The organism is Frigidibacter sp. MR17.14 (assembly GCF_037095735.1).
GTDB lineage: Bacteria > Pseudomonadota > Alphaproteobacteria > Rhodobacterales > Rhodobacteraceae > Frigidibacter.
Map to the genome: position 1 here is coordinate 1 of NZ_JBAWKD010000001.1, position 21,875 is coordinate 21,875.

Below are 21,875 nucleotides of genomic sequence, written 5' to 3' on the forward strand. Positions count from 1 at the left end.
ACAGATACAACACCCTCGGCACCGCCGAGATCACTGCCGTGAGCTGAAGACCGAGCGGGAAAGGGACAGATCGGCCTTCAGCCGATTAGAGCAACAACGCCGTCATGATGCGATCACGCAAACGAAAAGGCAGCCCACAGGCTGCCCTTGCGTCATCAATCACTTGCGCAAACTATGCCCCCAGCAGGGTCACAACATGCCGCAGCCGGCACCAACTTTGCCCCGAACTACAAGCCTCAGTGCGTCCAGGCGCCGCGGCGGTCGGTCGCGAAGTTCTCGCCGTAGCCGCGGGCGCGGACGTTGGCCTTGCGCAGGTTCGGCTCCTGCACCACGACCTCGATCCCGTGCTCGCGCGCATAGTCCTCGGCCGCCTCGCGGGTCTCGAACTTCAGGCGCACCTGGGTCTGGGTGTCGTCGCTCGAGGTCCAGCCCATCAGCGGGTCGATCTCGCGCGCCGAACCTTGCGCGAATTCCAGCACCCAGCCCTTGGTGCGGGCGACGCCCGATTGCATCGCGGTCTTGGCAGGCTGGTAGATCCGGGCGCGCATGGAATCCTCACCGAGTTCAGAGCGTTGGCCCCTTATCGAAAATGATTGCCCCGCACGCAAGCCCCTCCGGGCCTCGCCGGGCCCCGGGACGGGGCTTGAACCGGAACAAAATAAGATCAATTTAGGCAACGGTCGCCTGCCCGACCGCCCTGCCCGCCCCTCCGCCGCCGAAGGTGCCCGATGCCCCACAACAACTCGAACATGCCGATGTTCCGCCCCGAGGTGCTGACCCGGCCCAAGCTCGAGGGCGGGCGCGCCTTCCGCATGCAGACCGCCTTCCAGCCCGCCGGCGACCAGCCCCGCGCCATCGCCGAACTGGCGGCCGGGGTCACGGCCGGCGAGCGCGACCAGGTGCTGCTCGGCGCCACCGGCACCGGCAAGACCTTCACCATGGCCAAGATCATCGAGGAAACCCAGCGCCCGGCGATCATCCTCGCCCCGAACAAGACGCTCGCCGCCCAGCTTTACGGCGAGTTCAAGGGCTTCTTCCCCGACAACGCCGTCGAGTATTTCGTCAGCTACTACGACTACTACCAGCCCGAGGCCTATGTCCCGCGCTCGGACACCTACATAGAAAAGGAAAGCCAGATCAACGAGCAGATCGACCGGATGCGCCACTCGGCCACCCGGGCGCTTCTGGAACGCGACGACGTGGTGATCGTCGCCTCGGTCTCGTGCATCTACGGCATCGGCTCGGTCGAGACCTACTCGGCCATGACCCAGGACATGACGGTGGGCGGGCTCTACGACCAGCGCAAGTTCATCGCCGAACTGATCGCCCAGGCCTACAAGCGCCTCGACGCGGCCTTCGTGCGCGGCAGCTTCCGGGTGCGCGGCGACGTGGTCGAGCTCTGGCCCGCCCACCTCGAGGACCGCGCCTGGCGGTTCTCGTTCTTCGGGGAAGAGCTCGAGGGGATCACCGAGTTCGATCCCCTGACCGGCGCCAAGACCGACAGCTTCAAGCAGATCCGGATCTACGCCAACAGCCACTACGTCACGCCGCGCCCGACGATGCAGCAGGCGATCAAGGGCATCAAGAAAGAGCTCTTCGACCGCCTCAAGCAGCTCAACGACGAAGGCAAGCTGCTGGAAGCCCAGCGGCTCGAACAGCGCACCAACTTCGACCTCGAGATGCTCGAGGCCACCGGCGTCTGCAACGGGATCGAGAACTATTCGCGCTACCTCACCGGCCGCGCGCCAGGCGAGCCGCCGCCCACCCTCTTCGAATTCATCCCCGACACCGCCATCGTCTTCGCCGACGAATCCCACGTCTCGGTCCCCCAGATCGGCGGCATGTACCGGGGCGACTACCGGCGGAAATTCACGCTGGCCGAACACGGCTTCCGCCTGCCGTCCTGCATGGACAACCGCCCCCTGAAGTTCGAGGAATGGGACGCGATGCGCCCGCAGTCGGTCTTCGTCTCGGCCACCCCCGCCGCGTGGGAGCTGGAACAGACCGGCGGCGTCTTCACCGAACAGGTGATCCGCCCCACCGGCCTGCTGGACCCGGTGGTCGAGATCCGCCCGGTTTCGATGCAGGTCGACGACCTTCTGGACGAGATCCGCAAGGTCGCGCTGAACGGCATGCGCGTGCTCTGCACCGTGCTGACCAAGCGCATGGCCGAGGATCTGACCGAATACCTGCACGAACAGGGCGTGCGGGTGCGCTACATGCATTCCGACATCGACACGATCGAACGGATCGAGATCCTGCGCGACCTGCGCCTTGGCGCCTTCGACGTGCTGGTGGGCATCAACCTGCTGCGCGAGGGCCTCGACATCCCCGAATGCGGGCTGGTGGCGATCCTCGACGCCGACAAGGAGGGCTTCCTGCGCTCGGAAACCTCGCTGATCCAGACCATCGGCCGCGCGGCGCGCAACGCGGAAGGTAGGGTGATCATGTATGCCGACCGCATCACCGGCTCGATGGAACGCGCGATGCGCGAAACCGACCGGCGGCGCGAAAAGCAGCAGGCCTACAACCTCGAACACGGCATCACCCCCGCCACGGTGAAGAAGAACGTCGAGGACGTGCTGGCCGGCCTCTGGCAGGGCGACACCGACCAGAGCCGGATCACCACCAAGGTCGACAAGCCGATGGTCGGCGCGAACCTTGCCGCCCATCTCGACGGTCTGCGGGTGCAGATGCGCAAGGCGGCCGAAAACCTCGAATTTGAAGAGGCCGCGCGCCTGCGCGACGAGGTCAAGCGGCTGGAAGCGGTGGAACTGGCCGTGTCCGACGACCCGATGGCGCGGCAGTCGGCGATCGAAGAAGCGGCCGAGGCGGCGGTGAAATCCAGCGGCCGCTCGACCGCCGGCCGGCCCGGCCAGCGCGGCGGCGTGAAACGGCGCGGGCGCGGCTGAGGCCCGCCGCACCGCCGCGCCATAGCCCGCGGGCGATCCGCGCCGAACGTCCGACAGAGTTTTTTCGACCCGTTGCACCGGGGGAACAGGATGTATCGCGCGTTCCGACCACGGGCGCGCGCCCACTGGCGGCCTCGCCCAGCTTTGCCATCCCCCAGACCTTCACCGACGAAGCCGCGTGGCGGGTCGCGCCGGGCGGTGTCTACGGCTTCGAGGATTTCGACCCCATCACCGCCACGACCGAGGTCTTCAGCCTGCCCGCGCTGGGCCTGGCCTTCGACCCGCTCGACGACGGCACCCAGCCGACGGTGCAGCCCTACGCCTCGACCGGTGGCGTCGTCCGCTCGGGGCCCCACAACCTGCTCAACGATGCCGATGACAGCCTGCCCGCGCGCGGCCCGATCACCGTGCGCCCGATCGCGGCGGGTGACTACATCTTCGGCCTCGGCATGTTCAACGTCGGCGGCGACGACACGCTCAGGCTCAGCTTCTACACTGCCGGCGGCGACCTGATCACCTCGGTCGTCTCGGCCGCGGCCTTCGGCTTCTTCGGCATCGTCGACGATACCGGCGCCGCCTATGCCACCGTCGATTTCGTCGGCGGCAACGGCTATGCGCCGACCGACGACTGGCAGGCTGCCACCCGCACCACCTTCATCCCCGAACCGCCGATCGCCCCGGTGCCGCTGCCGGCGGGGCTGCCGCTGCTGGCGGCCGGGCTCGGGGCCCTCGGCGCGCTGCGCCTGCGCCGGCAGGCGAACTCCTTGCCGGGGCCGAAATCATCGTAAACGAGTGATTAACGACTTCGCGTCAGGCTGAGCGTCAGGGCAACGGGGGAAGGACCAGCCATGACGTCACGACCGGCGCGCATCCGCCTGCGGGCGGCGGGGCTCTGTGCCCTGCCGTTCGCGCTTCTCGCGGCAGACCCGGCCGCCGCCGGGCCCTGGCCCCGCGACAAGGGGGCCACCTTCCTGTCCTTCGGGCAGGAACGCTCGTCGCTCGGCGACTGGACCAGCCTCTACGCGGAATACGGGCTGACCGAGGGGCTCACGCTCGGCCTCGACGCCGGCCGCTCGGACAGCGGCGACGGGATCGCGATCCTGTTCCTGCAAAGCGCGCTCGGGCCGCAGACCGGGCGTCACCGCTTCACCGCCTCGCTCGGCATCGGCGCCAGCCGCAGCGAGGGGCGCAGCACGCCGATGATGCAGGGCGCGGGGTCCTGGGGCATGGGCTTCGACACCGGCCTCGGGCCCGGCTGGCTGGCCGTCGACAGCAAGATCCGCCTGCTGCCCGGCGAAGGCGAGCCGGTGGTGATCTCGCAAAGCGCCTCGATGCAGCAGATGATCACCCCCGTCACGCTGGTCACCGCGATGAAGACCGACGTCACCTTCGGCATCGCCACCGCCGGCGGACGGCGGCTGTGGATCGCGCAGCTGCAGCTTGACGACAGCTCGGCCACGCCGCTGAACGCCCGGCTTGCCGCCAGCCTCGTGCAGGACCTGCCCGGCCCGCTGAAGGCCGAGATCGGCCTCATCACCCCGCTCGAGGGCGAGGGCGAAACCGCGCTGAAGATCGGCCTCTGGATCGAGTTCTAGGCGCAACGCTTCGCTAACCCCGCCGCGCGAGACTGGCCGAAACCCCTGCCCGAACCCCCTGCCGGAGATCACGGGATGATCCTGCACAGCGCCCTGCCCCTCCCTAAAGCCCAGCCCCTCGGCCGCGCCGACAGCGCCGGCTTCACCGCCCGCCTGATGGCCCGCGACGACGCCGACCGCGACGGCCGCCTGTCGCGGCCCGAGGCCGGGGCCATCCCGATGGCAGAGCGCCTACTGCAGGATTTCGCGGCGACCGATGCCGACGGTGACGGTCACCTCACCGTGGCCGAATTCCGCAGCTTCGCCGACAGCCTGCCGCCCGGCACGCTCGAGGAGCCCGACGCCTCCCGCCGCCGCGCCGAGGCCTTCGCGGCCGCGCTGGACGCCGCCCGCCGCGCCGGCGCCGGGGCCGGCCTCACGGCACCGGAAGCCAAGACGCAGGAAGGGGCCACGCCCCCGGCGTGACCGGCGCGCGCGCGCTCAGCGGAAGATCAGCGCCCCCAGCGCCAGCAGCACCGCCGCGCCGACCAGTGCCGCGACCACGATCGCCACCACCCCGGCCGCCGCCACCACCGTCACTCCGGCCAGCGCCAGGATCACCGGCAGCACCACCGCCCCCACCACGCCCAGGGCCATGAACTTCGCCCGCGACCCGCCGGTCACCAGGCTCGCGAACCAGCCCGCCAGCAGCCCGATCACCGCCAGCAGCCCGAAGACCGTCCAGCCGAAAGCCTGAAGAACTCCGCCGTCCATACCAACCTCGCTCATTCGTGCACGGCGCCCCACTGGCGCCCCCGGTCCGCCCATGCTCCCCTGCGGCCCCGAAAGACCGAGGAGGAACCCGATGACGATCCGCACCCTGCTTGCCCTGCCGGCCCTCGCGCTCATCGCGGGACCCGCGCTCGCCTCAAGCGACGCGGCATGGGACGAGTTCCGCGACGAGGTCGAAAAGACCTGCGCCGCCCTCGTCACCGACCCGGGCGAGGTTGCGGTCGAGGTCAATCCCTTCGGCTCGGCCAGCTACGGCGCGGCGCTGGTCACCCTGACCACGCCACAGGGCAGCGACAGGATGATCTGCGTCTTCGACAAGCAGACGAAGGCCGCCGAGCTGACCGCGCCCTTCCCGCCCACAGAATGAGCGCAGAGTGAGCGCGGGCAAGCCGGCCCCAACGCAGAAAGGGCGGCGCTACAGAAGCGCCGCCACCTCGGCCGCCAGCGCCTCGACCTCGTCGGCGGCCGGGCCGCGCCGGCCCACCTCCTGCACGCCCAGCCCCTCGCCCAGGCTTTCGGCATAGGCGACCCGGTAGGCCAGCCGCGTGTCGGCCAGCTCGGCCGACAGATCCCGCGCTGCCAGCGCCACCTCTTCCGCCAGCCGGGTGCCGGCCTTGGCGCGATTGAGGACGACCGTCGCGCGCTTGCCCTCGCGCCCGGCCAGATCCAGCACCCCCTCGGTCGCCCAGAGATCGACGTGGCTCGACGCCACCGGGATCAGCACCAGATCCGCCTCGCGCAGCGCCGGGCGCAGATCGGCATCCACCTTCGGCGGCGTGTCGATGATCACGTAATCCACGTCGCGCTTCAGCTTCTCGCATTCATAGGCCACGCCCCAGGCCGAAGAGGTCGAGAATTCCAGCCCCGCATCCCCCAGCCGTTCGCGTCGCGTCATGAACCAGCGCCCGAGGCTGCCCTGCGGATCGGTGTCCAGCACCGCCACCTTCCGCCCCGCCCGCACGAAGGCCACCGCGAGGTTCACCGCGATCGTGGTCTTCCCGCTGCCGCCCTTCTGCTGGGCGACCGCAATCACCTTTCCGGCCATGCGCCCCCTCCGTACCGCGCTTGCTGCGCTGCAGCCTAGGCAGGTTTCAACCGGAACGTCAGCGATTCGCGTGGGCGAGCAGGCTTTCGCGGGCCCGCGCCGCCCGACGGCGGCTGGCCGAGCTCTCCTTGATCCGCGCCACCAGGTACTGGATCCCCAGCCCGGCGACGACCACGGCGGTGTCGAGGTCGAGCCCGTCGATCCCGATCATCCGCGCCCGCTCCTTCACCACCTGCCCGGCGAAGGCCAGGATGGTGCCCAGCGCGAAGATTACCAGACCGTGGCGGCCCAGCGTCTGGAACGGCCCCGCCCAGCGGCTGGCGCAGGCGCGGGTGACGATGGGCAGGCTGGCCAGCAGATAGGCCAGCGCCAGGAAGTGCAGCAGCCGCGGGCCGGACACGAAGGTCTTGTCATAATCGAACAGGAAGGTCGGTGCGCGGCTGTCGCGGATCGCGAACATGATGGAATTCAGATATTCGCCCAAGGCCGGCCATTTCGCCCAGACCAGGATGAAGACCACCACCGCCGCGGCCGCGATCACCCGGGCCCGCGTCGCGCGCACGAAGGCGCGGCCGTCGCGGGCGGCAAGTCCGGTCAGCAGGCCCAGCGTGAACAGAAGCTGCCAAGAGGGCGGGTTGAAGAACCAGATCGACTCGGTGGGCCAGGTCGGCATCGCCCAGCGGTTCATCCCCGCCACCAGCCAGACCGCCACCGACAGCACCAGCAGCCCCACCGGCGCCCGTCGCCCGACGTAAAGCAGCGCCGGCGTCAGCATCAGCAGCACCGCATAGATCGGCAGGATGTTCATGTAGCCCAGCTGATGCGACAGCGTCGCCAGCCCGATCCAGGCCCTCAGCGGGTCCTCGATCACCGGCGCCACGTTGTTTTCCGCGATCAGCCGGTCGGTCCCCAGCCACAGCGCCCCCGCGGCCGAGATGCCAAGCGCGATCACCGTGCAGGCCAGATGCACCAGATACAGCGTCCAGGCCCGGCGCCAGGGCCGCTTGACCGCCTCCCAGGTGAAGCCCGCGGCAAAGCGCGGCCCATAGGCCAGCGCCGCCGCGATCCCCGACATGAAGACGAAGCCCTCTGCCGCGTCCGAAAAGCCGAAGTTGCGGTTGGTCAGCGCCTCGTAGGCATTGCCGGGCACATGGTTGATGAAGATCATCACCAGCGCGAGGCCGCGCAGCACGTCCAGCCGCGGATCGCGCCGCGACGGCGCGGGGGTCGCCCGCGCCGCAACCCGTCCCGGCTGCGACGCGGGGCTTTGCTCAGGCATGGGCCAGCACGGGCTCTGCGACCGGGACCGGGGCCTGCGGCTCGCTCCAGCTGGCGATGACATGCTTCCAGGCCAGGATCACCGGGCTCGGCGCGATCTCGGTCGGCACGGTGAACAGCTTGTAGGCACCGAAGGCGGGCTCGCCCGACTTTTTCGACGACCAAGAGATGATCTGCGGCGCGAACAGCATCGGCAGCCCCACCGGCAGCAGCCAGGCGACCAGCGGCGGCGTCAGCCACCAGACGAAGATCAGCCCGGCAAGACCGGTGAAGGCGATCCACTTGCTGGCGGCCCAGGCCTCTTGGATGCCCAGCGTGCCGTCGCCGCGGTTGTTCGTGGGCCAGCCCGAGTCGAGCCCGAACAGCACCTGCATGACCGAGCGGGTCTGGAACATCAGCATCACCGGCGCGATCACGCTGGAGAACAGCAGCTCGACGATGGTCGAGCGCAGCGCCGTCGCCCCGCCGCCGAAGCCGCGCGCCCGCCCGCTTTGCCCGGCCTGGATGCCGATCATCAGCTTGGGCAGGAACAGCAGCCCGAAGATGCCGATCGCCAGTTCCACCGCCTTCGCCGCGTCATTGTGCGGGAAGATCGGGAACAGCTGGTCATAGGGGTTCGGGAAGTAGTCGGGCCGCGGCGCCAGCACGATCGCCGCGATCGAGGCGGCGATGAAGCCCAGCCAGAACAGCGGCGCAATATAGGCGAGGATGCCCTGGATGAAGACGAACCGGCTCCAGGGTTTCAGCCCCGGCGCCATCACCAGCCGCGAATGCTGCAGGTTGCCCTGGCACCAGCGGCGGTCGCGTTTCGCATGATCGACGATGTTCTCGGGGCCTTCCTCGAACGAGCCTTCCAGATCCTCGTCCAGCCGTACCGTCCAGCCGGCGCGGGCCAACAGCGCCGCCTCGACATAGTCGTGGCTCAGGATGTGGCCGCCGAAGGGCGGCTCGCCCGCCAGCACCGGCAGCCCGCAGCTTTCGACGAAGGCGCGCACCCGCACCATCGCGTTGTGGCCCCAGAACGGACCCGTGCGGCCCTGCATCACGCCAAGCCCCTGCGCGAAGGCCGGCGAGAAGAACGAGGCCGAAAACTGCATGGCCCGGCCGAAGCGGCTTTCCGCCTCGATCACCTTGGGCAGCGACTGCAGCAGGCCCATCCGCGGATCGGCCTCGACCCGGCGCGCCATCTCGAGGATCGTCGCGCCTTCCATCAGGCTGTCGGCGTCAAGGATCAGGGCGTAATCATAGGCCCCACCCGAGCGCTGGAAGAAGTCCTCGATGTTGCCGGCCTTCTTGCCGGGGTTCGAGGCGCGGCGGCGGTAGAACATCCGTCCCTCGGCGCCGCGCTCCTTCACCAGCCGCAGGAACCAGGCGCGCTCCTGCGCGGCCACGTCCTCCTTGCGGGTGTCCGACAGCACCGCGAAGTGGAACCTGTCCTGCACGCCCAGCGCCGCCAGCGACGCGTCCATCGCCGCGACGCGGGCGAAGACCGTCATCGGCTCTTCGTTGTAGACGGGGACGAGGATCGCGGTCATCCCCTGCACCGCCGGGCCTTCGCCGCGCATCCACGCCGGCTGCTCGGCCGGCGTGCGCAGGAAGGCAAGGCCGATCAGGCCTTGGATCGCGCCCCAGGCCAGCCAGAAGGTCGACAGGATGATCAGGGCGGACCGGATCCAGTCCATCGACTGAAGCCCGTCACCGGCCCCGTATTGAAGGAACAGGGCGCCGGCCGACAGGCCGATGCCCACCGACAGCAGCAGCGCAACCGTCCGGACCGTCTGCGTGACGGCCAGGCTCACCCGTCTCGGCGTCAAGTGTCAGTTCCCGGCCTTGCCGACCCGCGCACCACCGAACAGGCCCGCCAGGCGCGCCACCAGCGTGTGCTGACGCTCCAGCACCTGCCGCGGCATCACCATCGGCGCTGCGGGCAGAGCGAACAGGCTCTCCCCCACGAGATCGGCTTCGGACTTCACAATGTCACCTTCAACGGTCATTCCTGCACCCACTGATAGAGCCAGTTTTCAGTCAGTTTGCGGTCGTAGCCGGCGATATGCGCGACCAGCTCGGTCACGCCGCCCTGACGGCCGCGCACATCCGCGACCAGCCGCCAGATCTTCTTGCCCTCGATCTTCGACAACGACTGGTGGATCACCTCGCCGCCACCGACATTCACGACCGGGGACAATTCCGCATCGGGGGGCAGCTCTCCGAGCACCCCGCCTTCGAAATCAATAACGAACTTTCGGGTGTTGGGTTCCGCATCGGCCCCTGCAACCCCGGCATGTCCTGCACGCGTATCCGACACCCAGGCGAGATCGCCATCGCCCTGCGGCGGCAGCGCGCCCCAATGCATCCGGTAGCGGAATTCCCGCGACTGACCGGCCGGGATCACCCCGTCAACCGCCCAGAACGCCACGATATTGTCGTTCACTTCCAGATCCGAGGGGATCTCGACCAGACGGACGGAACCCTTGCCCCAGTCGCCCAGCGGTTCGACCGCCAGCGAGGGGCGCGTCTCGTAATGCGCCTCGGCATCCTGGTAGCTGTCGAAGTTCCGCTCGCGCTGGTACAGCCCGAAGCTGCGCAGGTTCTGCTCGCCGAAGACCGAGGTCGACAGCCGCGGCGGGTTGTTCAGCGCACGCCACAGCACGTCGCCATCCGGGCGCACCATGCGCAGCCCGTCGCTGTCATGCACGCGCGGACGATAGTCGGTGAAGCTCTCGCGGTTCGCGGCGGCGAACAGGAACATCGACGTCAGCGGCGCGATGCCCAGTTGCTGGACCTCGGCGCGGAAGAACAGCCGCGCGGTCACTTCCATGCGGGTGTCGTTGCCCGGGAAGATCTCGAACCGGTAGGCGCCGGTGCAGGACGGGCTCTCCAGCTCGGCATAGACCACGACCGACTTCGCGTTCATCACCGGCCGTTCCAGATAGAAGGCGGTGAAGCGCGGGAATTCCTCGCCGCCCGGCAGGCCGGTGTTGATCGCAAGGCCGCGGGCCGACAGGCCATAGTTGGTGCCGCGCCCGAGGCCGCGGAAATAGCTGGCACCAACGAAGGCCACCAGCTCGTCCAGCACATCGGCGCGGTTCAGCGCGTAGTGCAGACGGAAGCCCGCCACGCCCGGCAGGTTGAAGTGCTGCGGCACCGATTGCGCAAGGTCGCCGCGATAGTCGAAATCGTCGGTCGAGAAGACGAACTCGCGCGCGACGCCCTCGGCCACCTCGTAGACATGCACCGGCTCTTTGAACAGCCAGCCAAGGTGGAAGGCCTGCACGCGGAACAGGCTGCCGTCCACGTCCCAGCGGGCGCGGTCGGCGCGGAAGTTGATCTGGCGATAGCGGTCATAGCCGAGGTCGGCCAGGAAGCCCTCCAGCGGCGCCGGCGTCTCGTCGCCGCCCATCGCCTTCTGGCGCATCTGCTCGGTCAGGATGTCGAACGAGAAGGGCGGCGGCGGCGGTTCGGCCGGGGCGGGTGCGGCGGCGGGCGCCTGCTCTGCCGGGGCCGGGGCCTGCGCGGGCTGCGCCTGCTGGTCCTGCGCGAAGGCGCGGCCACCCGCACAAAGGGCGAGCGCGGCGGTCGCCTGCCCAAGAAGGGCGCGGCGGCTCGGGGCGATCAGCGACAGGGCAGAAACGCGGGTCATGTCTTGGGGCCGTTCAGTCTTCTAGGATCTCTTGGCGCGGGCCGCGCCGGGCAGCAATCGGGTCGTGCCGTCGGGGTCGTGGTGGTCTGGCGACACCCGGCGACGGAACCGGAAGCCTCCCTCGTATGTCCTCGCGCAACCCTCCGGCCAGAGCCGAATCGCGCCGCCCGAGCATACGCCTCGGGCTCCATTTACATCAGCGCAGATTGCAGGTGCAGCACAAGTTGCCGCGATGCGCAAAACCTTGCCGGACCACACAAAAATGCAACGGAACTCGCGCGTTCCGGATGTTCATCTTCTGATTGCCTAGGAGATCTGGTGGAGCAGAGGGGGATCGAACCCCTGACCTCGTCATTGCGAACGACGCGCTCTCCCAACTGAGCTACTGCCCCCACGGGGCGGGTATTTGCCCCCTTTCCCGCGGACTGTCAAGGAACCCGCCCCCGGCTGGCGAAAGTTTTTTCGGCCCGTCTCCGCCTGCATCAGCGGCGTCCCGCCCCCTGCCCCGCCCCAAGGCTGTCCTGCAGGAACTGGGCGATCTGGGCGGCGGGGCGCTGGCCGGCCGCGCGCGCGACCTCGCGCCCGCCCCGCCACAGGATCAGCAGCGGAATGCCGCGGATTCCAAGCTGTTGGCTGACCTTTGGCTCGGCCTCGGTGTCGAGTTTCGCGAATCGCACCCGCCCCTTCAGCGCCTCGGCCGCGCGGGCGAATTCGGGCGCCATCGCCCGGCAGGGCCCGCACCAGGCGGCCCAGTAATCGACGACCAGAGGCAGGTCGTCGCCCTTCGCCTTGGCATGGGTCGCGGCGTCGATGGCCGCGACCTTGCCGGTCACCAGCCCGGCCCCGCAGGTGCCGCATTTCGGCCCGGCACCCAGCCGGTCGGCGGGCACGCGGTTCGCCTGACCGCAGTCGAGGCAGGTGATCTTCAGGCTGTCCGGCATCGTCCCCTCCCATCGCCCCGTCGGGCTATGACGTTGCGGCATATCGCAACGCCAACGCCCCGCGACAAGGCGCGGGGCGTGCAAGGGGGTCATGCACCCTTCTCAAGGCTTGGCGCACCGCGCGCGGGGGGTGTACGGGGGGGTGTACAGGGGGTGCACGGATGTCACCCCCCGTTTTCGCAGCTTATTCAGCGGCTTCCGCGTATTCCGACAGCGGCGGGCAGATGCACATCAGGTTGCGGTCGCCCCAGACGTTGTCGACCCGCCCGACCGGCGGCCAGTACTTGTCGACGCGGAAGCTGCCGGCGGGGAAGCAGCCCTGCTCACGGGTGTAGACGCGGTCCCAGTCGGCGACCAGATCCTCGACCGTATGCGGGGCGAAGCGCAGCGGGCTCTGCTCGGCGGTCAGCTCGCCGCGTTCGACCGCCGCGATCTCCTCGCGGATCGCCAGCATCGCCGCGATGAAGCGGTCGATCTCGGCCTTGGTCTCGGATTCCGTGGGCTCGATCATCAGCGTGCCGGCCACCGGGAAGCTCATCGTCGGCGCGTGGAAACCGTTGTCGATCAGGCGCTTGGCCAGATCATCCACGGTCACGCCCACATCGGCGAAGCCGCGGGTGTCAAGGATGCACTCATGCGCGACCCGGCCACGGTTGCCCATGAACAGCACCGGATAGGCGGGCTTCAGCCGCGAGGCGATGTAGTTCGCGTTCAGGATCGCGACCTTGGTCGCCTGCGTCAGCCCCTCGCCGCCCATCATCAGGCAATAGGCCCATGAAATCAGCAGGATAGAGGCCGATCCGAAGGGCGCCGCGCTCACCGGCCCCTCGCTTCCACCAGTCTCCGGATGCCCCGGCAGATGGGGCGCGAGATGGGCCTTCACCCCGATCGGCCCCATGCCCGGACCGCCGCCGCCATGCGGAATGGCGAAGGTCTTGTGCAGGTTCAGGTGGCTGACATCCCCGCCGATGGCGCCGGGCTTCACCAGCCCCACCATCGCGTTCATGTTCGCGCCGTCGATATAGACCTGACCACCGTGTTTGTGAGCGATTTCACAGACTTCGCGGACCGTCTCCTCGAAGACCCCGTGGGTCGAGGGATAGGTGATCATCACGCAGGACAGCTTGCGCCCCGCCGCCGCGGCCTTCTCGCGGAAGTCCTCGATGTCGATGTCGCCGTTCGGCGCGGCCTTCACGACCACCACCTTCATCCCCGCCATCTGCGCCGAGGCCGGGTTGGTGCCATGGGCCGAGACCGGGATGATGCAGATGTCGCGGTCGCCCTCGCCATTCGCGCGGTGATAGGCGGCGATGGTCAGAAGCCCCGCATATTCCCCCTGCGCGCCCGAGTTCGGCTGCATCGAGAAGGCGTCGTAACCCGTGATCTCGCAAAGCTTTTCCGACAGGTCGGCGATCGCCTCGGCATAGCCCGCAGCCTGATGCGCGGGGGCGAAGGGATGCAGGCTGCCGAATTCGGGCCAGGTGATCGGCATCATCTCGGCGGCGGCGTTCAGCTTCATCGTGCAGGAACCGAGCGGGATCATTGCCCGGTCGAGCGCCAGATCGCGGTCCGACAGGCGGCGCATGTAGCGCATCATCTCGGACTCGGCCCGGTTCATCCCGAAGATCGGGTGATCGAGGTAGCCCGTCTCGCGCAGCAGCGCCTCGGGGAAGCCCAGTTCCGTCTCGGCCCCCACCGGGTCGGTGATGCCGAAGGCGTCCAGCAGCCGGGTGATCACGCTGGCGTCGGTCGTCTCGTCAAGGCTGATCCCGACGCGGTCGCGGCCGACCTTGCGAAGGTTGATGCCGCGCTGCTCGGCGGCGGCAAGGATGCCCGCCTGCCCCACGCCGACCTCGACGGTGATCGTGTCGAAGAAGGCCGCGGGTTGCACTTTCGCGCCCGCCGCCTTCAGCGCATTGGCCAGCCGGACGGTGTTGAAATGCACTTTCTCGGCAATCGCGCGGATGCCCTTCGGCCCGTGGAACACCGCGTAGAACGAGGCCATGACCGCCAGCAGCGCCTGCGCGGTGCAGACGTTCGAGGTGGCCTTCTCGCGGCGGATGTGCTGCTCGCGGGTCTGCAGCGCCAGCCGGTAGGCCTTGTTGCCCTTGGCATCGACCGAGACGCCGACGATCCGGCCCGGCATCGAGCGCTTGTATTCGTCGCGGCACGAGAAGAAGGCGGCATGCGGCCCGCCATAGCCCATCGGCACGCCGAAGCGCTGCGAGGACCCGACCGCGATGTCGGCGCCCATCGCGCCCGGCTCCTTCAGCAGGCACAGCGCCAGAAGGTCGGTCGCGACGATGGCAATGGCCTTGGCGCCGTGCAGCGCGTCGATTTCCATCGAGAAATCGCGGACTTCGCCGTGGGTGCCGGGGTATTGGAAGATCGCGCCGAAGACCTTCGACGGGTCAAGCTCTTCCACCGGGCCGACGAAGCATTCGATCCCCAGCGGCAGGGCGCGGGTGCGGATCACCTCGATGGTCTGCGGATGGCAGCCGGCGTCGATGAAGAAGCCGCGCGCCTTCGACTTGGCGACGCGCTCGGCCATGGCCATCGCCTCGGCCGCCGCGGTCGCCTCGTCCAGCAGCGAGGCATTCGCCACCGGCAGACCGGTCAGGTCGGCGACCATGGTCTGGTAGTTCAGCAGCGCCTCCAGCCGGCCCTGCGCGATCTCGGGCTGGTAGGGGGTGTAAGCCGTGTACCAAGCGGGATTTTCCAGGATGTTGCGCTGGATCGCCGGCGGGGTGACGGTGCCGTAATAGCCCTGCCCGATCAGGCTGGTCATCACCTTGTTCTTCGCCGCGACCTCGCGCATCCTCGCCAGCAGCTCATGCTCGGCCAGCGGCGCCCAGTCCAGCGCGGTGCCCTGCCGGATCGAGCCCGGGACCGTCTCGGCAATCAGCTGGTCGAGCGTCTCGCAGCCCACGGCCTTCAGCATCTCGGCCATCTCGGCGGGCGAAGGGCCGATATGGCGGCGGTTGGCGAAATCGTAGGGATCGTAGGCGGTCGGGGTATAGCTCATGGCGTCAATCCTGCGGGAAGCCCGCGCAATCGGGGGAAGGCCCGCGCGGCACGGCCGCGCAGGCGGGGCGCGGCCTCAGCCGATCATGTCCTTGTAGTCGTCTTCCGACATGAAGCCGTCGAGGACCGAGAGATCGTCGATCTTCAGCTTGAAGAACCAGGCGGCGCCCAGCGGGTCCTCGTTCACGAGGCCGGGGTTGTCGGCCAGCGTCTCGTTGACCGCGACGATCTCGCCATCGACCGGGGCGAGGATGTCCGAGGCGGCCTTGACGCTTTCGATCACCACGACCTCGTCACCCTTGGCGCATTGGGTCTCGATCTCGGGCAGTTCGACGAAGACCACGTCGCCGAGCTGTTCCGAGGCATGCTCGGTGATGCCGACGGTGACGGTGCCGTCTTCCTCGACGCGGAGCCATTCGTGGTCTTCGGTGAATTTCAGCATGATGCAGGGTCCTGTGCGGGAGGGGTCAGCGTTTGTAGGTCGCGGGCCGGAACGGCATCGCGGTGACGGTGGCGGGCAGCCGCTTGCCGCGGAGCTCGCCATAGACGGTGGTGCCGGGCGCGGTGCCGGCGGGCAGATAGGCCATGGCCATCGGCGCCTCGATCGAGGGGCCGAAGCCGCCCGAGGTCACCCGGCCGATCGGTTCGCCGCCCTCGGCCGATGCGAAGATTTCAACACCTTCGCGCATCGGCGCCCGGCCTTCGGGGCGCAGTCCCATACGTTTTCGAACCGAACCCTCGGCCAGCTCGGACAGGATGCGTTCGGCGCCGGGGAAGCCGCCGGCGCGGGCGCCGCCGGTGCGGCGGACCTTCTGGATCGCCCAGGTCAGCGCGCCCTCGACCGGGGTCGTGGTGGTGTCGATGTCATGGCCGTACAGGCAGAGCCCGGCCTCGAGCCGCAGGCTGTCGCGGGCGCCGAGGCCGATCGGGGCGACCTCGGGCATCTCCAGCAGACGCTCGGCGAAGGGCTCGACGAAGCCGTCGGGGACCGAGATCTCGTAGCCGTCCTCGCCGGTGTAGCCCGAGCGCGAGATCCAGAGCTCGACACCCTGCCAGTTGCGGATGCCCACGTCCATGAAGGCGAAATCGGCGGCATCGGGGACAAGGCGGGCCAGCGCGGCCTCGGCCTTCGGGCCCTGCAGCGCGATCAGGCCGCGGCCCGGCACCTCGGCCACGTCGCACTCGGGCAGGCCGGCCTTGAGGACCTGAAGATCACCCTCCTTGCAGGCCGCGTTCACGACGATGAAGAAATGGTCGCCCCGGTTGGCGATCATCAGGTCGTCGATGATGCCGCCCTCGGGCGTGGTCAGGAAGCCGTAGCGCTGGCGGCCCTCGGCGAGGCCGGCGATGTCGACGGGGATCAGCCGTTCCAATGCCAGGGCGGCGTCGCGGTTGTCGCCGGAGCGGGCGGTGACGATCACCTGCCCCATGTGGCCCACGTCGAACAGCCCGGCCTCGGCGCGGGTGTGCAGATGCTCTTTCAGCACGCCCATCGGGTATTGCACGGGCATGTCGTAGCCCGCGAACGGCACCATCTTCGCGCCAAGCCGCAGATGCAGCGCGTGCAGCCCCGTACGGCGGAGCATGTCGGTTTCGGCCATCGCCAAACCCTTTCCTGTCACGCCGGCGAAAGCCCCGGCATCTTCCGGACGGAATTGTCCCGTCCTTTGATGCCCCCTCTGTCCCTTCGCCTGAGATCGTTATCCCTTCGGCGGACGCCTCTCGGCGCCTCTCTCCAGAGTCTTCCTGACAGGACGGTCCCTTGCGCCTGAGAGTTTACCGGGGCGGTTGCTCCTTCGGCACCTTTGGCCCGCTCGCGCGCGCCGCCGGATTCTCCCGATCCTGTCGCGGATCGGATAGCCGCGCCGCGGGGGCGCTGTCCAGCGAAATGATGAACTCGACGCATCACGCGCGAAAAGCGACAGATCCGCGCTCAGACACCGACATGGATGCGGAATTCCGCGGCATCCCGCGTCAGCCCCGCGGCCTCGACCGTGGCGGCGATGCGGCCGTGGTCCATGAAGGACACGCGGTCGGCCATCGCCAGAACCGCATCCACCCGCTGCTCGACCAGAACCGTCGCGACGCCGGTCGCCTTCAGCGCCACCACCGTGTCGCGGATCAGCCGGATCATCGAGGGTTGCAGCCCCTCGGTCGGCTCGTCCAGCAGCAGCACCGCGGGTTCGAGGCAGAGCGCGCGGGCCAGCGCCAGCATCTGCTGCTCGCCCCCCGAGAGGGTGCGCGAGACCTGCCCCAGCCGCTCGCGCAGCCGCGGGAAGAGGTCGAGCACCCGCTCGCGCACCGCGGCCCCCCTGCCCCGGGTCATCAGCCCGACCTCGATGTTCTCGGCCACGGTCATGTCGCCGAAGAGCCGCCGCCCCTGCGGGACATAGGCGATGCCGTGGCGCGGGACCTGATGCGCGGGCAGGTCCTGCACCGGCTGGCCGGCCAGCAGCACCTGCCCTTCGCGCGCGGGGACAAGGCCCATGATCGCCTTCATCAGCGTCGACTTGCCGGCGCCGTTGCGGCCCATCAGGCAGGTGACCTCGCCGGCGCGGGCCTCGAAATCGAGGCCGTAGAGGACGGTGACCGGGCCGTAGCCGGCGCTGAGGCCGCGGATCGTCAGGGCGGCGGTCATACCGTGTCCCCCAAATAGGCGCTCTGCACCTGCGGATCGGCGCGGATCTGGTCCGGCGTCCCGATCGCGAGGCGCTGGCCGAAGTTCAGCACGGTGATCCGCTGCGCGAGGTCCATGACGACGTCCATGTTGTGCTCGATCAGAAGCACCGTGGTTTCGGGCGCGACCGAGCGGACGAGCGCCTTGAAGGTTTCGATCTCGCTGTCGGCCAGGCCCTGCGTGGGCTCGTCGAGGATCAGCACCTTGGGCTCGAGCGCGAGGCCCATCGCCACCTCCAGAAGCCGCTGGTGGCCGTAGCTGAGCGTGCCCGCCTGCTGGGCCCCGCGCGTCTCGAGCCCCACGCGCGCGAGGGCGGCGCGGGCGCGCGGGCCGGGGTCGCCGCGGTGGCGCGACTGCACGGCCAGCGCCACGTTGTCGAAGACCGGCAGGCGCGCATAGATCGAGGTGATCTGGAAGGTATAGGCGATGCCGGCGCGGACCCGGGCGTGGGCGGGCTTGCGGGTGATGTCGGCGCCGTCGAGGGTGATTGTGCCAGACTGCACCGGGATCCGCCCGGACAGCAAACTGACGAAGGTGGTCTTGCCGGCGCCGTTCGGGCCGATCAGCGCGTGGATCTCGCCCTGCGCGAGATCGAAATCGACGCCGTCGACCGCCTTCAGGCCGCCGAAATGCCGGGTGAGGCCGCGGGCCGAGAGGATCACGGAAGAGGTCATGGCAGCCATGGCGCCCACCTGTCGCGGATCGTGCCGAGCACGCCTTTCGGTGCGAAAAGCACAAGGATCAGCAGGGCCACCCCGGTGACCATCAGCGTCGCGGTCGTAATCGTGGAAGCAAGGTCGGTCAGGTAGAACATCGCGGCCGTGCCGAGGAACGGCCCGAGCACGGTGCCGGCCCCGCCCAACAGCACCCAAAGGAGCGGCGCGATCGAATTCTGGATCGCCGCGAAGCCCGCGCCCACGTAGCCGAAAAGCAGCCCGTAGGCCGCCCCGGCGAGCCCCGCATAGAGGCCCGAGATCACCAGCGCGATCAGCTTCACCCGGTACGGGCTGTAGCCGAGCATCCGCGAGCGTTCCTCGTTCTCGCGCATCGCGACCATGACCCGCCCGAAGCGCGAACGCACCAGCGCCGCCTGTACGACAAGGCCTGCCGCAAAGATCGCCAGCGCCACAAGATAGCGGGTGTCGTCGGCCGAGAGGTCGAGCGGCCCGATCCGGCGCAGGGCCGATGCAAGCACGATGCCCTCTTCGCCGCGGGTGACGGGGGTGTAGTAGAGGATCGTCAGGTAGCCGGCCTGCGCGAACATCATCGTCACGATCAGGAAGCTGACCCCGGTGGTGCGCAGCGCCAGCAGTCCCACCGCCAGCGCCATCGCGCCGCCGCCCAGAAGCCCCAGCGCCAGCCCCGGCCCGGCGGGGACCCCGCCGTATTCGGCCGCAAGGCCCGCGGCATACATGCCCGCCCCGAAGAACAGCGCGTGGCCGAGGCTGAGAAGCCCGGTGTAGCCGAAGGCGATGTTGTAGCCCATCGCGTAGGTCGCGAGCAGCATGATCCGGGCGAGGTTGCCCTCGTGATAGGCCGGCAGCACCATCGTCGCGGCCCAGAGCACCGCGATCAGGGCGGCGGGAAGCGCGAAGTCCCTCATGTCTTCGCGCCCCCGAACAGGCCCTGCGGGCGGAACACCAGCACCAGTGCCACCAGCAGCGTGGCAATGATCTTGGCCAGCGTCGGCGAGAAGAAGACCGAGATGATCCCGTCCGACAGCCCGATCACCAGCGCCGCGACCAGCGTGCCGCGCAAGCTGCCGAGTCCGCCGATGATGACGGTGATGAACGACAAGAGCAGCGGGTCGTGGCCCATCAGGTAATGGGCCTGCTGGATCGGCACGATCAGCACCGCGGCCAGCGCCGCCAGACCGGCCCCCAGCGCGAAGACCCCGGCATAGACGCGGCCGGTGTCGATGCCGAAGGCGGTCGCGGTCTCGCGGTCGATCTGGGTAGCGCGCATCACGAGGCCGGCCCGGGTGCGGGTCAGGAACAGCCAGAGCCCGGCCAGCACCACCACCGCCGCGGCGATCACCGCGAGCTTGTAGCCGGAATAGCCGAACCACGGCAGCTGCACCCGGATCGAGAAGGGTGCCGGCACCGGGCGCGCCTCGGGCCCGTAGAAGCTGAGCGCGGCCTGCTGGAAGATGTAGAGCAACCCGATGGTGGCGACGATCGTCGCATCCGGGTCGTAGTTCAGCCGCTTCAGGATCAGCCGGTCCGACAGGGCGGCGATGGTGGCGACGAGGCAGGGCGCGATCACCAGGGCCGCGAGGAAACCCAGCGCCGGCGGGCCGGGCAGGAACGACGTCACGAACGAGGCGAGCACCGCGCCCAGCATGAAGAACTCGCCATGGGCGACATTGACCACGCGCATCACCCCGAAGACGAGGCTGAGACCGGCCGCCGTCAGCGCGAGCACCGCGGCGGAAACAAGGCCCTCGAGCGAGGCGAGAAGGAAGAAGGCTCCGAAACCCAAGCGTCAGTTCCCATACGGCAAGGGCGGAGGGGGGGGGGGGGGGGGGGGGGGGGGGGGGGGGGGGGGGGGGGGGGGGGGGGGGGGGGGGGGGGGGGGGGGGGGGGGGGGGGGGGGGGGGGGGGGGNCCCATACGGCAAGGGCGGAGCGGGGGTTTCACACCCCCGCACCCCCGTGGGATATTTGGACCAATGCGAAATCAGAAGGACATGGAGGTGTAGTCGACCTCGTCGGGGTAGAACCCGTCCTCGATCGCGGTGGCATGGACCTTGACGAGTTTCCCGCCCTCGACCTTCGAGATGTACTGGTGGCCGAAGGCCTGGTGGGTCTTGCCATTGAACACCTTGTCGCCCTGCGGATGCGCGGCCGAGCGGGGCATGTCGGTCATCGCCTCCAGTGCCTCGACGAACTTCTGGCGGTCGGCGCTCGACTGATAGCCGGCGGCCTCCATCCCGGCCTTGATCACGTGCAGCGTCTCCCAGACCGAGAACATATGGGCATAGGTCGAGACGTCCTTCGGGTCGGCGAGGCTCGCGCCCTTGGCATCGACGCCGACGGCGGCGCGGAAGCCGGTCTCGATCCCGTCGGCATCGGCCTGCTGGTAGCGCGGATTGCCTTCCCAGAAATGCGTGCCCTCGAGGAATTCGAGACCGGGGCTGTCGATCGCCACCGCTTCGAGGCTGTCGATGAAGCCGAAGATCTCGGGCCGGTCGCCCGAGCCGAAGAATTCGCCAAGCTCGCGCACGAAGGTCAGCACCGAGGGGCCGATCATGACGTGGTATATGACATCGGTGTCGGCGGGAATCCGCGGCAGGTAGCGGGTGAACGAGGTCTCGGTCGGCGGGATCGCGATCAGCTCGGCCACTTCGCCGCCGGCTTCCTTGATCGCCGGGACGAAGTTGTCGCGGTGGTCATAGCCGAAGGCGTAGTCGGGGAAGATCATCGTGACCTTCTTGCCCAGCGTCGAGGCGATCCAGGGCGCCATCGCCTTCACCTGGCTTTTGACGTCGGTGATGCCCGGCTGCAGGGTCCAGCGGTTCAGCTTGCCAGAGGCCACGTGATGGCCTTCCGAGCAGACGAGATAGGGGATCTTCAGCTCGCCCGCGCGGGGGGCCGAGCCCATGACGACATGGCTGAAGAGCGGGCCGAAGATCAGGTCGCAGTTCTGTTGGCTGGCGAGCTTCTCGATCACCTCGGCGCCGCGTTTCGGGTCGGTGCCGTCATCCTCGAAGGCGATCTCGACCGGGCGGCCGTTGATGCCGCCGGCGTCGTTCACCGCCTTCAGCGCCGCCTGCGCGGTGCGCTCGTACCAGCGCCCGTAGGCCGCGCCGATGCCGGTGCGGTGCAGCTGGACGCCGAGCTTGATCGGCGCGGCGCTTTGCGCCGAGGCGAATCGCGCCGGCAGGGCGAGCGCCGCCGCGCCGCCGGCCAAGCCGCCCAGCACCGCGCGCCGCGAAGGTTTCAGTAAGGTCGGTGTCGTGCCGAGCAGGGAAGACGTCATCTTGATCCTCGCT

General features: G+C 69.0%; 21 protein-coding genes, 1 tRNA gene and 2 riboswitches. Of the genes, 5 read left to right on the forward strand and 17 right to left on the reverse strand.

The features are described from left to right. Nucleotides 1–236: 236 nt before the first annotated feature. Nucleotides 237–548, reverse strand: coding sequence for an ETC complex I subunit (locus tag V8J36_RS00005; RefSeq protein WP_336465198.1), 312 nt, complete (start codon nt 546–548; stop codon nt 237–239). 180 nt (nt 549–728) lie between these two features. Between V8J36_RS00005 and uvrB the strand changes: the two genes are divergently transcribed. The 4 genes from uvrB (at nt 729) to V8J36_RS00025 (ending at nt 4,972) form a co-directional block, all read left to right on the forward strand. Continuing rightward, nucleotides 729–2,912: an excinuclease ABC subunit UvrB gene (uvrB, locus tag V8J36_RS00010; protein ID WP_336465199.1), complete on the forward strand. Its 2,184-nt coding sequence runs from the start codon at nt 729–731 to the stop codon at nt 2,910–2,912. Nucleotides 2,913–3,220: 308 nt separating this feature from the next. Then, complete coding sequence (locus V8J36_RS00015; RefSeq protein ID WP_336465200.1) at nt 3,221–3,700, forward strand: VPLPA-CTERM sorting domain-containing protein; 480 nt, start codon at nt 3,221–3,223, stop codon at nt 3,698–3,700. A gap of 60 nt (nt 3,701–3,760) precedes the next feature. Then, nucleotides 3,761–4,507 carry a hypothetical protein gene (locus tag V8J36_RS00020; protein WP_336465201.1) on the forward strand — a complete coding sequence of 249 codons (747 nt, stop codon included), beginning with the start codon at nt 3,761–3,763 and terminating at the stop codon, nt 4,505–4,507. A gap of 75 nt (nt 4,508–4,582) precedes the next feature. Continuing rightward, nucleotides 4,583–4,972, forward strand: a complete 390-nt coding sequence (locus V8J36_RS00025) for a hypothetical protein (protein ID WP_336465202.1) — start codon at nt 4,583–4,585, stop codon at nt 4,970–4,972. A gap of 15 nt (nt 4,973–4,987) precedes the next feature. Here the strand turns inward: V8J36_RS00025 and V8J36_RS00030 are convergent, their stop codons facing one another. Beyond that, the gene (locus tag V8J36_RS00030) at nt 4,988–5,260 is read right to left on the reverse strand and encodes a GlsB/YeaQ/YmgE family stress response membrane protein (protein WP_336465203.1); all 273 of its coding nucleotides are present in this window, start codon (nt 5,258–5,260) and stop codon (nt 4,988–4,990) included. A gap of 91 nt (nt 5,261–5,351) precedes the next feature. Between V8J36_RS00030 and V8J36_RS00035 the strand changes: the two genes are divergently transcribed. After that, a complete protein-coding gene (locus tag V8J36_RS00035; protein ID WP_336465204.1) occupies nt 5,352–5,645 on the forward strand; it encodes a hypothetical protein in 294 nt (97 codons plus the stop codon). Between the two features lie 48 nt (nt 5,646–5,693). Here the strand turns inward: V8J36_RS00035 and parA are convergent, their stop codons facing one another. From parA to V8J36_RS00110, 15 genes are all read right to left on the reverse strand, one after another. Then, a complete protein-coding gene (gene parA, locus V8J36_RS00040) occupies nt 5,694–6,323 on the reverse strand; it encodes a ParA family partition ATPase (protein WP_336465205.1) in 630 nt (209 codons plus the stop codon). A gap of 58 nt (nt 6,324–6,381) precedes the next feature. Next, on the reverse strand, nt 6,382–7,602 hold the full coding sequence (locus V8J36_RS00045; protein ID WP_336465206.1) for an OpgC family protein: 1,221 nt from the start codon (nt 7,600–7,602) through the stop codon (nt 6,382–6,384). Then, the gene (mdoH, locus tag V8J36_RS00050) at nt 7,595–9,415 is read right to left on the reverse strand and encodes a glucans biosynthesis glucosyltransferase MdoH (RefSeq protein ID WP_336465207.1); all 1,821 of its coding nucleotides are present in this window, start codon (nt 9,413–9,415) and stop codon (nt 7,595–7,597) included. Before mdoH ends, V8J36_RS00045 begins: the two co-directional genes overlap by 8 nt. Nucleotides 9,416–9,418: 3 nt before the next feature. After that, complete coding sequence (locus V8J36_RS00055; RefSeq protein ID WP_336465208.1) at nt 9,419–9,595, reverse strand: hypothetical protein; 177 nt, start codon at nt 9,593–9,595, stop codon at nt 9,419–9,421. After that, nucleotides 9,592–11,241 carry a glucan biosynthesis protein gene (locus tag V8J36_RS00060; protein ID WP_336465209.1) on the reverse strand — a complete coding sequence of 550 codons (1,650 nt, stop codon included), beginning with the start codon at nt 11,239–11,241 and terminating at the stop codon, nt 9,592–9,594. The genes V8J36_RS00055 and V8J36_RS00060 overlap by 4 nt, the downstream gene beginning before the upstream one ends. Nucleotides 11,242–11,557: 316 nt before the next feature. Beyond that, a tRNA-Ala gene (locus tag V8J36_RS00065) sits at nt 11,558–11,633 on the reverse strand. Between the two features lie 90 nt (nt 11,634–11,723). Next, nucleotides 11,724–12,182 (reverse strand): thioredoxin TrxC, encoded by a 459-nt coding sequence (gene trxC, locus V8J36_RS00070; protein WP_336465210.1) that lies wholly within the window; start codon nt 12,180–12,182, stop codon nt 11,724–11,726. 184 nt (nt 12,183–12,366) lie between these two features. Continuing rightward, entirely contained in the window at nt 12,367–15,207 is a 2,841-nt protein-coding gene (gene gcvP / locus V8J36_RS00075; protein ID WP_336465211.1) for an aminomethyl-transferring glycine dehydrogenase, read from the reverse strand. 75 nt (nt 15,208–15,282) lie between these two features. Next, entirely contained in the window at nt 15,283–15,645 is a 363-nt protein-coding gene (gene gcvH / locus V8J36_RS00080) for a glycine cleavage system protein GcvH (RefSeq protein WP_336466157.1), read from the reverse strand. A 28-nt stretch (nt 15,646–15,673) separates the two neighbouring features. Beyond that, nucleotides 15,674–16,807, reverse strand: coding sequence for a glycine cleavage system aminomethyltransferase GcvT (gene gcvT / locus V8J36_RS00085; RefSeq protein WP_336465212.1), 1,134 nt, complete (start codon nt 16,805–16,807; stop codon nt 15,674–15,676). Between the two features lie 76 nt (nt 16,808–16,883). Beyond that, nucleotides 16,884–16,947, reverse strand: a riboswitch (glycine riboswitch). A gap of 5 nt (nt 16,948–16,952) precedes the next feature. Continuing rightward, nucleotides 16,953–17,055, reverse strand: a riboswitch (glycine riboswitch). Nucleotides 17,056–17,139: 84 nt separating this feature from the next. After that, nucleotides 17,140–17,844 carry an ABC transporter ATP-binding protein gene (locus tag V8J36_RS00090; RefSeq protein WP_336465213.1) on the reverse strand — a complete coding sequence of 235 codons (705 nt, stop codon included), beginning with the start codon at nt 17,842–17,844 and terminating at the stop codon, nt 17,140–17,142. After that, nucleotides 17,841–18,557, reverse strand: a complete 717-nt coding sequence (locus V8J36_RS00095; RefSeq protein WP_336466158.1) for an ABC transporter ATP-binding protein — start codon at nt 18,555–18,557, stop codon at nt 17,841–17,843. Before V8J36_RS00095 ends, V8J36_RS00090 begins: the two co-directional genes overlap by 4 nt. After that, nucleotides 18,554–19,486, reverse strand: a complete 933-nt coding sequence (locus tag V8J36_RS00100) for a branched-chain amino acid ABC transporter permease (RefSeq protein ID WP_336465214.1) — start codon at nt 19,484–19,486, stop codon at nt 18,554–18,556. The genes V8J36_RS00095 and V8J36_RS00100 overlap by 4 nt, the downstream gene beginning before the upstream one ends. Beyond that, nucleotides 19,483–20,364, reverse strand: a complete 882-nt coding sequence (locus V8J36_RS00105; protein WP_336465215.1) for a branched-chain amino acid ABC transporter permease — start codon at nt 20,362–20,364, stop codon at nt 19,483–19,485. The genes V8J36_RS00100 and V8J36_RS00105 overlap by 4 nt, the downstream gene beginning before the upstream one ends. A gap of 196 nt (nt 20,365–20,560) precedes the next feature. Further along, complete coding sequence (locus tag V8J36_RS00110; protein WP_336465216.1) at nt 20,561–21,862, reverse strand: ABC transporter substrate-binding protein; 1,302 nt, start codon at nt 21,860–21,862, stop codon at nt 20,561–20,563. Nucleotides 21,863–21,875 lie beyond the last annotated feature (13 nt).

What these genes read in the sequence shown, in the direction of transcription:
- V8J36_RS00005 (WP_336465198.1), bottom strand. Translation starts at nt 548, where the DNA reads ATGCGCGCCCGGATCTACCAGCCTGCCAAGACCGCGATGCAATCGGGC.
- uvrB (WP_336465199.1), top strand. Translation starts at nt 729, where the DNA reads ATGCCCCACAACAACTCGAACATGCCGATGTTCCGCCCCGAGGTGCTG.
- V8J36_RS00020 (WP_336465201.1), top strand. Translation starts at nt 3,761, where the DNA reads ATGACGTCACGACCGGCGCGCATCCGCCTGCGGGCGGCGGGGCTCTGT.
- V8J36_RS00025 (WP_336465202.1), top strand. Translation starts at nt 4,583, where the DNA reads ATGATCCTGCACAGCGCCCTGCCCCTCCCTAAAGCCCAGCCCCTCGGC.
- V8J36_RS00030 (WP_336465203.1), bottom strand. Translation starts at nt 5,260, where the DNA reads ATGGACGGCGGAGTTCTTCAGGCTTTCGGCTGGACGGTCTTCGGGCTG.
- V8J36_RS00035 (WP_336465204.1), top strand. Translation starts at nt 5,352, where the DNA reads ATGACGATCCGCACCCTGCTTGCCCTGCCGGCCCTCGCGCTCATCGCG.
- parA (WP_336465205.1), bottom strand. Translation starts at nt 6,323, where the DNA reads ATGGCCGGAAAGGTGATTGCGGTCGCCCAGCAGAAGGGCGGCAGCGGG.
- V8J36_RS00045 (WP_336465206.1), bottom strand. Translation starts at nt 7,602, where the DNA reads ATGCCTGAGCAAAGCCCCGCGTCGCAGCCGGGACGGGTTGCGGCGCGG.
- V8J36_RS00055 (WP_336465208.1), bottom strand. Translation starts at nt 9,595, where the DNA reads ATGACCGTTGAAGGTGACATTGTGAAGTCCGAAGCCGATCTCGTGGGG.
- V8J36_RS00060 (WP_336465209.1), bottom strand. Translation starts at nt 11,241, where the DNA reads ATGACCCGCGTTTCTGCCCTGTCGCTGATCGCCCCGAGCCGCCGCGCC.
- trxC (WP_336465210.1), bottom strand. Translation starts at nt 12,182, where the DNA reads ATGCCGGACAGCCTGAAGATCACCTGCCTCGACTGCGGTCAGGCGAAC.
- gcvP (WP_336465211.1), bottom strand. Translation starts at nt 15,207, where the DNA reads ATGAGCTATACCCCGACCGCCTACGATCCCTACGATTTCGCCAACCGC.
- gcvT (WP_336465212.1), bottom strand. Translation starts at nt 16,807, where the DNA reads ATGGCCGAAACCGACATGCTCCGCCGTACGGGGCTGCACGCGCTGCAT.
- V8J36_RS00090 (WP_336465213.1), bottom strand. Translation starts at nt 17,844, where the DNA reads ATGACCGCCGCCCTGACGATCCGCGGCCTCAGCGCCGGCTACGGCCCG.
- V8J36_RS00095 (WP_336466158.1), bottom strand. Translation starts at nt 18,557, where the DNA reads ATGACCTCTTCCGTGATCCTCTCGGCCCGCGGCCTCACCCGGCATTTC.
- V8J36_RS00100 (WP_336465214.1), bottom strand. Translation starts at nt 19,486, where the DNA reads ATGAGGGACTTCGCGCTTCCCGCCGCCCTGATCGCGGTGCTCTGGGCC.
- V8J36_RS00110 (WP_336465216.1), bottom strand. Translation starts at nt 21,862, where the DNA reads ATGACGTCTTCCCTGCTCGGCACGACACCGACCTTACTGAAACCTTCG.